12 protein-coding genes are annotated in these 12,285 nt (G+C 74.9%); 7 read left to right on the plus strand and 5 right to left on the minus strand.

Annotated elements, in window-relative coordinates; all coding sequences use genetic code 11:
• Positions 1–52: 52 nt before the first annotated feature.
• The 3 genes from OP86_RS36480 (at position 53) to OP86_RS07580 (ending at position 2,342) form a co-directional block, all read left to right on the plus strand.
• Positions 53–256: a hypothetical protein gene (locus OP86_RS36480; protein ID WP_418952577.1), complete on the plus strand. Its 204-nt coding sequence runs from the start codon at positions 53–55 to the stop codon at positions 254–256.
• Between the two features lie 98 nt (positions 257–354).
• Complete coding sequence (locus OP86_RS07575; protein WP_030057843.1) at positions 355–1,440, plus strand: enoyl-CoA hydratase/isomerase family protein; 1,086 nt, start codon at positions 355–357, stop codon at positions 1,438–1,440.
• Positions 1,441–1,556: 116 nt separating this feature from the next.
• Positions 1,557–2,342, plus strand: coding sequence for an enoyl-CoA hydratase (locus OP86_RS07580; protein WP_030254561.1), 786 nt, complete (start codon positions 1,557–1,559; stop codon positions 2,340–2,342).
• A 170-nt stretch (positions 2,343–2,512) separates the two neighbouring features.
• Here the strand turns inward: OP86_RS07580 and OP86_RS07585 are convergent, their stop codons facing one another.
• Positions 2,513–4,369 (minus strand): NAD-binding protein, encoded by a 1,857-nt coding sequence (locus OP86_RS07585; protein WP_030254565.1) that lies wholly within the window; start codon positions 4,367–4,369, stop codon positions 2,513–2,515.
• Between the two features lie 255 nt (positions 4,370–4,624).
• On the opposite strand from OP86_RS07585, the gene OP86_RS07590 reads away from it, so the two are divergent.
• The gene (locus tag OP86_RS07590; RefSeq protein WP_078588367.1) at positions 4,625–5,170 is read left to right on the plus strand and encodes an HdeD family acid-resistance protein; all 546 of its coding nucleotides are present in this window, start codon (positions 4,625–4,627) and stop codon (positions 5,168–5,170) included.
• A 31-nt stretch (positions 5,171–5,201) separates the two neighbouring features.
• Here OP86_RS07590 and OP86_RS07595 read toward each other — a convergent pair whose 3' ends face one another.
• Both OP86_RS07595 and OP86_RS07600 read right to left on the minus strand, forming a co-directional pair.
• Positions 5,202–5,840 carry a DUF6461 domain-containing protein gene (locus OP86_RS07595; RefSeq protein WP_063832321.1) on the minus strand — a complete coding sequence of 213 codons (639 nt, stop codon included), beginning with the start codon at positions 5,838–5,840 and terminating at the stop codon, positions 5,202–5,204.
• Between the two features lie 83 nt (positions 5,841–5,923).
• The gene (locus tag OP86_RS07600) at positions 5,924–7,477 is read right to left on the minus strand and encodes a CoA transferase (RefSeq protein ID WP_078588368.1); all 1,554 of its coding nucleotides are present in this window, start codon (positions 7,475–7,477) and stop codon (positions 5,924–5,926) included.
• Between the two features lie 234 nt (positions 7,478–7,711).
• On the opposite strand from OP86_RS07600, the gene OP86_RS07605 reads away from it, so the two are divergent.
• Positions 7,712–8,419 carry an N-acyl homoserine lactonase family protein gene (locus OP86_RS07605; RefSeq protein WP_030254571.1) on the plus strand — a complete coding sequence of 236 codons (708 nt, stop codon included), beginning with the start codon at positions 7,712–7,714 and terminating at the stop codon, positions 8,417–8,419.
• A gap of 45 nt (positions 8,420–8,464) precedes the next feature.
• On the opposite strand, the gene OP86_RS07610 is transcribed toward OP86_RS07605, so the two are convergent.
• Positions 8,465–9,691: a cytochrome P450 gene (locus OP86_RS07610; protein ID WP_030254575.1), complete on the minus strand. Its 1,227-nt coding sequence runs from the start codon at positions 9,689–9,691 to the stop codon at positions 8,465–8,467.
• Positions 9,692–10,045: 354 nt separating this feature from the next.
• Here OP86_RS07610 and OP86_RS33405 point away from each other — a divergent pair, with 354 nt between their 5' ends.
• Positions 10,046–10,954: a hypothetical protein gene (locus tag OP86_RS33405; RefSeq protein WP_157849686.1), complete on the plus strand. Its 909-nt coding sequence runs from the start codon at positions 10,046–10,048 to the stop codon at positions 10,952–10,954.
• Positions 10,955–11,301: 347 nt separating this feature from the next.
• Here the strand turns inward: OP86_RS33405 and OP86_RS33410 are convergent, their stop codons facing one another.
• On the minus strand, positions 11,302–11,586 hold the full coding sequence (locus OP86_RS33410) for a zf-HC2 domain-containing protein (RefSeq protein ID WP_051829813.1): 285 nt from the start codon (positions 11,584–11,586) through the stop codon (positions 11,302–11,304).
• Between the two features lie 55 nt (positions 11,587–11,641).
• Here OP86_RS33410 and OP86_RS07625 point away from each other — a divergent pair, with 55 nt between their 5' ends.
• On the plus strand, positions 11,642–12,205 hold the full coding sequence (locus tag OP86_RS07625) for a sigma-70 family RNA polymerase sigma factor (protein WP_033331267.1): 564 nt from the start codon (positions 11,642–11,644) through the stop codon (positions 12,203–12,205).
• Positions 12,206–12,285: the final 80 nt, after the last annotated feature.

Raw genomic sequence — 12,285 nt, forward strand, 5'->3', positions numbered from 1 at the left:
CGTCCGTTTCGTCTCCGCGCAGGACGCCGGGATCCGGGCCCACCTGCGCGAGCTGCGCAACGAGAACCGGCGGGTCTTCGAGGCGCGGCTGCGCCGGGCCGTGGAGGAGGGCGAACTGCCGCCCGAGGCGGACCCGAAGGCGCTGGCCGGCTACCTCGCCACCGTCATCCAGGGCATGTCGCAGCAGGCCCGGGACGGCGCCACCGCCGCCGACCTGCCCCGCACCGCCGAACTCGCCCTGCGCGCCTGGCCGTGAGCCGGGCCGGTGATCACAACTGCGCACCGCCCCCGGTACGGTGGGATGCGGAAGTGCACAGCAGGAGTCGACATCACCGAGGGACGGGAGCGGGCCCGATGAGCGCAGAGGTGGCGGAGGTCCAGGCGTTCCTGGACGGCGGCATCGGACGGATCGTGCTGAACCGCCCGCGGGCGCTCAACTCCCTGACCCACGGCATGATCACCACCCTGCGCACGACGCTGGACGACTGGGCCGCGGACGACCGGGTGCGTGTCGTCGTGCTGACCGGCGCGGGCGAGCGCGGCCTGTGCGCGGGCGCCGACATCCGCGCGATGCACGACGACGCGAAGGCGGGCGGGGCCGGCACCCGGGCGTTCTTCCGCGACGAGTACCGGCTGAACGCGCTGATCGCCCGCTACCCGAAGCCGTACGTCGCGGTGATGGACGGCATCACGATGGGCGGCGGCGTCGGCCTGTCCGCCCACGGCGCGGTCCGGATCGTCACCGAGCGCTCCACCGTCGCGATGCCGGAGACCCGGATCGGCCTCGTCCCGGACGTCGGCGGCAGCCGCCTGCTCGCCCACGCCCCGGGCGAGTTGGGCCTCCACCTCGGCCTCACCTCGGCCTCGATGGGCCCGGGCGACGCGCTGCTGTGCGGGTTCGCGGACCACTACGTGCCCTCGGCGCGGATACCGGAACTGCTCGACGCCCTCACCCGTGCCGCCACCCCGACCGCTGACATCGACACCGTCGGCGCCGTCGTCGCCGCGCACGCCGAGCCCGCGCCGCCCGCCGCCCTGGCCGGGCAGCGCGCCTGGATCGACGCCTGCTACGCGGCCGACACCGTCGAGGAGATCGTGGAGCGCCTGCTGAACTCCGGTGTCCCGGAGGCGAAGGAGGCGGCCGAGCTGACCCTCGGGAACTCCCCCACCGCCGTCAAGGCCACCCTGGCCGCGCTGCGCCGGGCCCGTACGCTGCCCTCCCTGGAGGCCGTGCTCGACCAGGAGTACCGCGTCTCCTGCGCCGCGCTGGACGGCCATGACCTGGTCGAGGGCATCCGCGCCCAGGTGATCGACAAGGACCGCGACCCCCACTGGGAGCCCGCCACCCTCGCCGGGGTGACGGAGGTGGACGTCGCCCGCTTCCTCGCTCCGCGCGAGGGCGACGAGCTGGGGCTGGCCGACGCGCCGGGCCCGGCCTGACCTCGTGACCGGCGTCTCGCATGTCAAGACTGGCGCGAGGCGGGGCGCGTCGTAGATCGTTGGGTGGTCAGGGCGCGCCCGCGCGGCGCCGAGCAGCGGAATGGGAGTCGACGGCGATGACCGAGACCGAGACCTACGAGACGATCCTGGTCGAGCGCAAGGGCCGGGTGGGGCTGATCACGCTCAACCGGCCCAAGGCGCTCAACGCGCTGAACACCCAGCTGATGAACGAGGTGGTCGCGGCCGCCACCGCCTTCGACCGGGACCCGGAGATCGGCTGTCTGGTGGTCACCGGCTCGGAGAAGGCCTTCGCGGCCGGCGCCGACATCAAGGAGATGCAGGGCAACCGGTTCCCGGACGTGTACCTGGACGACTGGCTGGGCCCGTGGGACCGGTTCGGCGCGCTGCGCAAGCCGGTGGTGGCGGCGGTCGCCGGGTTCGCCCTGGGCGGCGGCTGCGAGCTGGCGATGATGTGCGACATCCTGCTGGCGGCGGACACCGCGAAGTTCGGCCAGCCGGAGATCAAGCTCGGCGTCATCCCCGGCATCGGCGGCTCGCAGCGGCTGACCCGGGCGGTCGGCAAGGCGAAGGCGATGGAGCTGTGCCTGACCGGCCGGATGATGGGCGCCGAGGAGGCCGAGCGGGCCGGCCTGGTCTCCCGGATCGTCCCCGCCGACCAGCTGCTCGCGGAGGCCCTGGCCACCGCCGAGACCGTCGCGGCGATGTCCACCCCGGCGGCGATCACGCTCAAGGAGAGCGTCAACCGGTCCTTCGAGACCACCCTGGCCGAGGGCGTCCGCTTCGAGCGCCGCCTCTTCCACGCGACCTTCGCCACGGCGGACCAGAAGGAGGGCATGGCCGCCTTCGCCGAGAAGCGCCCGCCGTCCTTCACCAACCGCTGACGGGAACCGCTGCCGGGCCCGAACGGGCGCCGGCACCAGCGCCGGAGTAACGCGTACCGGGCAACGGATGACAACTGACAGCTGACAGCTTTCAGATGATGAAATCTGTCAGCTGTTTTTTGTCACCGGTCACCCGCCCCACCCCCCGCTCCCACCCTCGCCCCGTCGGCTCACTCCTCCTCCACCGCCGCCGTGTTCAGCCGGGCCAGCCCGCTGCGGGTGGCGGCGACCACGATCCGGTCGCCCGGGGCGAGCCGCCGGGTGCGGTCGGGGAAGTTCCACTGCAACTGCGCGCTGCGGGCGAAGCGGACGGCGATGACCCGGACACCGCCCGGGTCCTCCAGGTCGTGCCGGTTCAGGCCGATCAGCCCGCTGCCGTCGTCCACCGGCAACTCGGCGATCAGCAGCGCGTGCCGGAACACCGACAGCGTCCCGCGCACCTCCCGCCCCATCAGCGCCGCCGCGAAGGCGGGCGCGGCCAGGTAGGAGACCGACCGCGAGGCCGCGTTGTCCAGCGTCTTGTAGAAGTGCCCGGCGAAGTCGTCGTCGAACAACCGCACCACCACCCGGACCTCGGGATTGCCGTGCCGCGCCTCCAGCGCGGCCTCCAGGTTGGTGGCGTCGTCGCCGCTGACCGCGACCAGCGCCCGACTGTGCTTCAGCCGGGCCCGGCGCAGCTGCTCCTCGAACGGGCCGTCGCCCATCACCACCGGGATCCCGAGCGCCCGGACGGCGGCGATGCCGCGCGCCTGCGGGTCCCGCTCCATACAGACCACCGGCACGCCCAGGTCGTGCAGTTGGGTGGCGACCCTGGTGCCGACGTTGCCGAGCCCGACGACGATCACGTGGTCCCGGGTGCCCGCGCCGGGGTTGCGCGGCTGCCCGCGCCGCCCCGAGGCCAGTACCTCGACCGCGATGGCGGTGGCGACCGGCGCGAAGGTGATCCCGCAGATGGTGATCACCACCTGGGCGACCCGCTGCCAGAGACCGCCGGTGCCCGTCCCGGCGGCGATGTCGGAGAGCTGGTCCGGCTGGGCGGCCCCGGCGAGGTCGAGCAGCGAGATGTAGACGGTCCAGCCGAAGTTCCGGTTGAGGTACCAGAGCACGCCGAAGGCCATCAGCACGGCGGCGAGGGCGGTGAGCAGCACCATCCGCATCCGGGCGCTGGTGAAGAAGCGCATGGTGTCGAGCAGCCGCCAACGCAACCGCCGCCGCCAGCCGATCGGCTCCCGCGGCTCGATCCGCAGCGCCTGCAGCGCGGCGGTGCCGCCCGGTTCCGGCTTCGGTTCCGGTTCGGGCTCGGGCTCGGGCTCGGGCTCGGGCTCGGGCTCGACCGCGGCTTCGGAGTCGCGCCGCGCGCCCCTGGGCCGGATCGGCCCGTCGTCGCCGAACTCACGGGCGAGCCGGACGAATTCGGCCGAGTCGCCCTGCTGCTCGGGCAGCAGCCGGATCTTGCTGAGGTCCTGCCGGTCGATCTGGTCGGCGACCACACAGACCCGGTCGGAGGTGATCGCGTCGTCGAAGGCGATGTGCAGGTAACGCCCGTCGACCTCGACCGAGTTCGGCCGCCCGAGCGCGGCGGCCGCGAAGGCCGGGGCGGCGGTGGCGGAGCCGGAGAGTGCGGCGCCGTTCCTGAGCAGCCGTTCGATGTTCTCGCCGAGCCGCTGGTTGAACATCCGGAAGACGATGCGGATGTCGGGGTTGTGGTTCTGGGCGCTGAGCGCGGCGTGGATGTTCTCCTGGTCGCTGCCCTCGACCAGGGCGAGGCCGCGGGCGGTGCCGATGGACACCGCCCGTAGGGCCTCGTCGGTGATGCTGGCGTACTCCACGACGGCCGCCACACCGGCGAGTTGCTCGATCTGCGGCGCGTGGTCGCGGGTCCGGTCGGCGACCAGGACGACGACCGGGACCTCGTAGTGCTCCACGAGTTCCAGGATCAGTCGGTGCGCCAGCGCGTTGCCCCCGCAGACGATGTAGTGCTGGCTGATCGGCTCGACCGGAGGGGTCCCCCACCCTTCAGAAGTCATACCGCCGGATGATATCGACGGCGAGTGTCCGGAGGATGTCGTTCCGGCGACTGCGGCGAATCCCTCGAACGGCGGTATCCGGCACGCGGTCCGGCGACGGCGCGGAGAGGCTGGGGCTCGTTCCCTGACCGCCCACGACAGCCCGCCCACGACAGCCCACCGACGACAGCCCGCCCACGACAGCCCGAGGAGTACGCCACCGTGGTCTCTCCGATCATCACCCCCGACGGTTCCCCGGTCCAGGGACCGCTCGGCATGCTCGCCAAGGCCGCCTGGCAGATCCTGCTGGTCGCCGGACTCGCCTCGCTCGCCCTCGGGATCGTGGTCTTCGTCTGGCCCCGGGAGACGCTGCTGGTGGTGGGCGTGCTGTTCGGCCTCTACCTGCTGGTGATCGGCATCGTGCAGCTGGTCGCCGCCTTCGGCACCCACGCCACCACCGCGCTACGGGTGCTGGCCTTCATCAGCGGCGCGATCTGCGTACTGCTGGGGCTGCTCTGCTTCCGCAGCGCGGTGCGGTCGCTGGTGCTGCTCGCGCTCTGGATCGGGATCGGCTGGCTCTTCCGCGGCATCACCCAGCTCGCCGCCGCGATCTCCGACCCCCTGATGCCGGCTCGCGGCTGGCAGGCCTTCGCGGGCGTGGCCAACACGCTGGCCGGTGTGCTGCTCCTGGTCTGGCCGGTCGGGTCGATCGCCGCGCTGACCGTACTGGCCGGCTGCTGGCTGGTGATCCTGGGCCTGGTCGAGATCGTGACGGCGATCCAGGTGCGAAGTCGCGCCGAACAGATCCCGTCGGGGGTCTGACCGCGGTTCCGGCCGGAGGCCGCCGCCGGCGTCACGGCCGCGGCGCGTAGCCCAGTCGGAAGGTGGCGGCCTCCAGCCGCTCCGGGGTGAGCCGGACCTCGGTCAGCCGCTCGGCCAGTGCGAACGCGGCCTCGGTGTGCAGCTCGTACCGCTCCCCGTCGAGCTGGAAGCCGCAAGCCGCCATCAGCTCGACGGTGCCCGGGGCCTCGGCGTCCGAACCGTGTCGCTGGTCGGCGAAGAGCGGCTCGAACTGGAGCCGGCAGTCGCTGTGCTCCCACCAGTTGAAGTGGTCCTCGCCCATGGCGCCCCGGTAGTGCGAGACCAGCCGGGTGCCGTCCGCGAGGCCGGGGATCAGCTCGTGCAGGCTGCCGAGGTAGCCGAAGGCCTCGACCGCCAGGGCCCAGCCGTCCAGTTCGGTGACGGCGACGAGCAGCCGGTCGTCGTCCTCGCCGAGCAGGGCCTCGGCTTCCTCGTCCTCACCGTCGTCGAAGGTCTCCCAGGCCTCGACCACCGCGACCAGCCCGGTGACCTCGCGGCCGGGCAGGGCGTCGAAGCGGCGCAGCAGCTCCTCGGCGGAGATCCCCTGGACCTGGGTGAGGCAGTAGGCCTCACCCAGGACGGGGTAGCGCTGTTCGAACCAGGTGTAGTCGGTGGCGTGTGCGGTGGTCATGGCCCCGATGATGCCGGACCCCACCGACAGCACCGAGGTCGGGTCGGCATCCTCCCGTCCCCGCGCCCCCTCCCGGCCCGGGGTCAGAGCCAGACCGGCGCGTCCGTCCCCCAACGCCCGGGCGGGCGCGACCAGTCGGCGGGCGCGCCCTCGTACCCGACCGGCGGCAGGGCGTGGCGCAGCCGCCCGTACGCGGAGTCCGTCCCGGCGAGCCACCTCGACGGGTCGTGGGGCACCGGCTCGTGGGGCACCGGCTCGTGGGGCACCGGCTCGTGGGCCTCGGACGAGACCTCGGCCGGCTTCTCCGGTTCGATGCCGTGCAGCAGCCAGGCGGCCGTGCCGGCGAGGGAGAAGCGCAGGTGGCGGCCGCCGGGGCGGCGGGTGCGCTGGTCGGTGAGGGCGCGCAGGACGGCGGCGGCGGCGAGGTAGCCGGTGCCGTGGTCGAGGGCCTGGGCGGGCAGGACACCGGGGCGGCCGTCGGGGCCCGTCTCGTGGGCGGCGATGCCGACGCCGGCCTGCACCAGGCTGTCGAAGCCGCGTCGCCCGGCCCACGGGCCGGTCCAGCCCCAGGCGCAGAGCTGGGCCACGACCAGGTCGGGGCGGCGGGCGAACAGCGCGTCGGGGGCGAGGCCGTAGGCGTCGAGGGCGCCGGGGCGGTAGCCGCTGACGACGACGTCGGCGGTGGCCAGCAGGTCCTCGAAGACGGCGCGGTCGGCGGGCTCGGCGAGGTCGAGGCGGGTGGAGCGCTTGCCGAAGCCGGTGTCGGCGTGGGAATCCTCGGCCTCGGGCAGCCTGGGCGAGTCGATGCGCAGGACGTCGGCGCCGAGCAGGGCGAGGGTGCGGGTGGCGACGGGGCCGGCGATGACCCGGGTGAGGTCGAGGACCCGGACCCCGGCGGCGGGCCGGTCCACCGGGGCCGCACCGAGCGGACGTGCGGCGGCATCGGCGGCATCGGCGGCATCGGCGGCGGAGCCCTCTGCCTCACCGCCGACGACGTCGACCTCCCACTGCTCCACCAGGGGGTGCACGGTCGTACGCACCGGCGCGACGGCCACCGCGAGCGCCCCTGCCGCGTACGCGCGCTCCTGGACCTGCTCGGCCGACAGCATGCCGAGCGTCTCGGCGAGCTGCTCGGGCCCGGCGTCCGCGGCGAGGCCGAGGGCGGCGAGCAGCCGGGTGCGGTGGTGCGGGTAGTTGGCGTGGGTGCGCACCCAGCCGTCGGCGGTGCGCCAGAAGCCGGAGTGCGGGGCGAAGTTGACGGGCGCACGGCCGTCGATCGTCAGGTGCCGCTCGCTGACGAAGGCGGTGGCGACCGCGCCCTCGTCCACCCGGACGGCGGGGACGGGGCCACCGGTGCGCAGGGCGGCCAGCTCGGCGGCGGCGAGCGAGCAGACGGCCACGGTGGCCCGGGCGAGGCGCCGCACCGGCAGGCCGGAGGGCAGGAGGTCGCGCGGGCCGTGGAAGCTCACCTGCTCCAGCAGGTCGGCCGGCCCGCCGAGGGCCGCCCAGACATCGGCGGTGGCGCGGTCGGCGGGTTCACCCCGGGCAGGTACACCCGTCGCGGGTTCGCCCCCGGCGGGTTCACCCCCGGCGCTCACGGGACGGACGGATCCTTCGGGCAGCGGACGATCGGTCATGCCCGGCATTGTGCTCCCCTTCTCAGGCGCTCGCCGTGACGCCCGCCACCAGCACCGGTGAGGCACAGCACGGGCAGGGCGGCGGGGACGGCACGCAGGGCGGCGGCCAGTCCTGACGATGGAGCGGGTGACGGCCGATCGGGGGCTGCCGGGTCGGCGGGTAGGGTGCGAACCGGGGGGCCGCTGAGGCCACGCGTACGGGGCTGCGCGACGCACCACGACACGGGGGGATGAATGCACGTGATCCGCCGGCTCGACCTGGGGTACTTCGTCCGGCCGGCCTCCGAGGTGGGCGGCCCGGAGCCGCGCGTGGAACCGGTGCTGGCGTACCTGGTCCGGCGCCCGGAGGGGCTGCTGCTGTTCGACACCGGCATCGGCGGCGGCGAGCCGGAGACCGAGGCGCACTACCGGCCGGTCCGCCGGCCGCTGCCGGAGGCACTCGCCACGGCCGGGGTCTCCGTCTCCGACATCGACCTGGTGGTCAACTGCCACCTGCACTTCGACCACTGCGGCGGGAACCCGCTGTTCGCCGGCACGCCCGTCCTGGTCCAGGCGGGCGAGCTGGCCACCGCGCGGGGCGGCGGCTACACCATCGACGCGCTGGTCGACTTCCCCGGCGCCCACTACCGCGAGCTCGACGGCGAGACGGAGGTCTGGCCCGGTGTCCGGGTGCTGCCGACCCCCGGACACACCGGGGGCCACCAGTCGCTGCTGGTCGACCGCCCGGGCAGCGGTCCGAGCGGCGGCCCGGTGCTGCTGGCCGGTCAGGCGTACGACTTCGCCTCCGAGTACGGGCAGGCGGTGCTCGCCCGGCGGGCGGCACGCGAGGGCGTGGCGGCGCCGCTGCCCGGCTACCGGGCCTGGCTCGACCGGGTCGCGGAGTACGGCCCGCGCCGGGTGCTGTTCGCGCACGACCACGCGGTGTGGGAGCCCACGGAGTAGGTCACGTCCCTAGGAGCCTCACGGCACTCAGGAGGCCCAGGGCGCTCAGAAGGTGAAGCGCAGCGAGCGGACCCGGTGGTCGAAGCTGGACGGGACGAGCTCCGGCTCGCCGACCGAGCGTGCCTCGGGCAGGCGGGTGAACAGCTCGCGGAACAGCGCCGTCATCTCCTGCCGCGCCAGGTGCGCGCCGAGGCAGTAGTGCGGGCCTCCGCCGCCGTAGCCGAGGTGCGGGTTGGACGAGCGGGTGATGTCGAAGTTGTCCGGGTCGGGGAAGACCGTCTCGTCGCGGTTGGCCGAACCGTAGAACAGCGCGACCTTCTCCCCCGCGCGCAGCAGCGGCCCGCCGGGGCCGCCGAGCTCGTGGTCGACGGCGAGGGTCCGGTGGAACTGGATGATCGGCGTGGCGTGGCGGACGATCTCGTCGACCGCGCCGCCGAGCCGGCCGTCCGGGTCGGAGAGGAGCAGGGCGCGCTGCTCGGGGTGGACGGTCAGCAGGTGCAGGCCGTGGGCGAGCGCGTTGCGGGTGGTCTCGACCCCGGCGACCAGCAGCAGGGTGAAGAAGGCGCCGAGTTCGCGGCCGGTGAGCCGACGGCCGTCGACGTCGGCGGTGACCAGCGCGGAGATCAGGTCCTCCGCAGGCCGGCGGCGGCGTTCCCGGCCGATCCCGGCCACGATGCCCTGCATCCGGGCGAGCGCCCGCAGCCCGCGCCCGGGCGACCGGAGCCGGTCGCGCAGCGAGCGCGCCACGCCGATGTCCGCGGACGTGCGGTTGACCAGGTCGAGGATGGCGCGGCGCGGCTGCTCGGGAATGCCCATCATGGTGCAGATCACCTGGAACGGGAGTTCGGCGGCGACGGCGGCCACGAAGTCCTCCGGGCGCTCCCGCTCGACCCGGTCGACCAGGGCGGCGCTGATCCGGTGGACGTCCTCCTCGACCCGGCCGAGCAGCCGCGGGGTGAAGGCCCGCGAGACGATCCGGCGCAGCTGGGCGTGGCGGGGGTCGTCCAGGTTCACCATCGAGTCGCCGAAGACCAGCCGGACCCAGCGGGCCGGGGCGGGGGTGGTGACGCCGGGGCCGCTGAGGAAGACGGCGGGGGTTCGGCTGGCCTCGGCCACGTGGGCGTGGCGGACCAGGGCGTGGAAGCCCCTTCCGGTGGCGCGGTCGCCGAAGTACACCGGGCCGGGGCGGCGGCGCAGCTCGGCGAAGGCGGCGGCGCGGGCGGGGGCGGGCAGCCGCCAGAAGCCGGGGTCGGCGAGGTCGGCGGGCGCCACCGGGTCGGCGAGCCCTGCCGGGGCGGCGGGGTCGGCGGAGTCGACCGGGGACTGCGTGGTTTCCGTCGGCGTCTCCAAGGCCGGGCCTCCCTGCTATTGGACCTGCTGCTGGACGACATCGTCCCGGCACGTACGGAACGCACCGGCGTGTCCACATTCAGTGAGCAGATGGTGACGGCTTGTCAAGCCGCACCGATGGTCGTACGAGCAGCTGTTCGGGGCGGCGCCCGGGGAGGCGCACGGAGGAGGCAGCGGCCGGCCCGGCCTTCGGGCGAACGGCCGGGCATGGTCTCACGGGTCGGAACCAGCCGATACCGGAGGGTGCGGTACGGGCCGGGCAGGGCGGATGCGACGATGAGTGCCATCGTGATGACCGACCGGATCCGCCAGCTGCGCGCCGTGGTCTTCGCCGCGCTGTGCGTGGCGCTGGCCGCCACGGCGCACGTCGCCATGGCCGGCCCCGGGGTCTCGCCGACGGTGCTGGCCGGCGCGTTCGGGGCGGTCCTCGGACTGACCTGGCTGCTCGCCGGGAAGCGGCGCGGGCTCGGCGCGATCACCACCTGGATGGTCGCGGCGCAGACGGCGCTGCACCTGCTGTTCGAACAGGCCGGGGCGCTCGCCCGGGGAGGCGGCGGCCTCGGCCGGCTCGCCACCACGGACTGGACGGCCCTGCTGCTCTGCAACCCGGACCGCGCGCCCGGCGGGCTCTCGCCGGTCGAGCTGGCCCGGATGGCGGGCATCGACCCGGACGCCCCACCGGCGGCCGCCGGCCTGCGCCCGATGACCGGGATGCACCACGGCACGGCGGGGATGTCGTCTTCCGCCGACGGCATGGCCATGGACGGGGGCCTGCCCGGGATGGCGGGGATGCCCGGCATGTCGCACGGGATGCCGGACGGGATGTCGGACGGGATGTCGCAGGGCATGGCTCACGACATGTCGAGCGGCATGTCGCATGGCATGTCCCACGGCATGTCGCCGGGGATGGCCGCCGCCCACGTGCTGGCCGCGCTGGCCTGCGCCCTGCTGCTCTGGCGCGGTGACGCGGCGCTGGTCCGGCTCTTCGAACTGCTCGGCGCCCTCGGCACCGTCGTCACCGGGGCGCTGCTGCTCCCGCTCCTGGCGCTCTTCGCGCGCCCCTTCGGCTACCGGGCCCCGACCCCGCCGCGGCCCGCCGACGGCCGGGCCCGGCCGCCCCGGTCGGTGCTGCTCACGCATGCCGTGGTCCGGCGCGGACCGCCGGCGTTCGCCCTCGCCTGCTGACGCGCCCGCCGCGCACCTCCCCGGCCGCCACCGGCCGCCGGAACCCCCGCGACGGGCAGGTCGCCCTGCCGTACGGCCGTGCGTTGCGCCGCCGTGCCGCCAGGGCGCGGGCCCGCGTCCGCCGCCGCGCCTCCCCGGTTTGCCCGGGAGGTGCGTCGAGCCGCGCGGCCGCCCACGGACGCCGACGGCGCCGCCCTGCGCGGTGACGTCCCCCCGCCTTCCCCTCGGGACTTTCCATGCCTGACCACGACGGCGCACCGGCTCGGGCCGGCGCCATCGTCCTACCGCTGCGCGGCCTGCGGGCCGCCCTCCTGCCCGGCCTCCTGCCCGGCCTCCTGCCCGGCCTTCTACCCGCCCTCCTGCCCGCCCTCCGGGCCGCGGCCCTCCAGCCCGGTCGACAGCCCGGTCGACGGCTGGGCCGACAGCCCGGTCAACAGTCGGGCCGACCACTCGGCCGACGGCCCGTCGGCGGCGGCCGCCCGTACCTGGCCGCTCAGCCGCTCCGCCCGGGCCAGCCACTCCCGGCAGCCGGTGCAGCGCGCGACGTGCTTGTCCAGCCGGGTGTCCGGCAGACCGCTGGGTTCGCCGTCGAGCCGGGCGGACAGAGCGGTCCGGAACTGCGCGCATCTCATGTGACCATCGTCTCGCACAGCCACCGCGGCGGGACCGGCCGGGTCGGAGGCCGCCGTGGATGACGAGCAGCTCACCGCGCTCGCGCTGACCGCCCGCTCGGGCCGTGCAGCGGACGTCGAAGCCTTCGTCCGGGCCACCCAGCGGGACGTCTGGCGCTTCGTCGCCCACCTGACCGACGTGCAGTCCGCCGACGACCTGGCGCAGGAGACCTTCCTGCGCGCACTGCGCGGCCTGCCCGCGTTCGCGGGACGCTCCTCGGCCCGCACCTGGCTGCTGTCGATCGCCCGGCGCACGGTGATCGACCGGTACCGGATGGCCGCCGCCCGGCCGCGCTGCGCGGCGCTGCCGGACTGGCAGGAGGCGGCGGAGCGGCAGGGCCGCGTACCGGAGGCCGGGTTCGAGGACGGTGTCGCCCTCGACGACCTGCTCGACCGGGTGCCAGCCCAGCGGCGCGAGGCGTTCGTGCTGACCCAGGTGGTCGGCCTGAGCTACGCCGAGGCGGCCGAGGTCGCCGGCTGCCCCGTCGGCACCGTCCGCTCCCGCGTCGCCCGGGCGCGGGAGGAGCTGATAGCGCGCCTGCGGGCGGCGGAGGCCGGGGAGCTCGCGACCGCCTGCTGAGCGGCCGAAAAAATCCCCCAAGTGTTCGGAACCGGAGCCCGCGCGCCTCCGACTGCTGTACCGGACGCCGCCGCCGAGGC

Source organism: Streptomyces novaecaesareae (assembly GCF_000716875.1).
In the GTDB taxonomy this organism is placed as follows: Bacteria; Actinomycetota; Actinomycetes; order Streptomycetales; family Streptomycetaceae; genus Kitasatospora; species Kitasatospora novaecaesareae.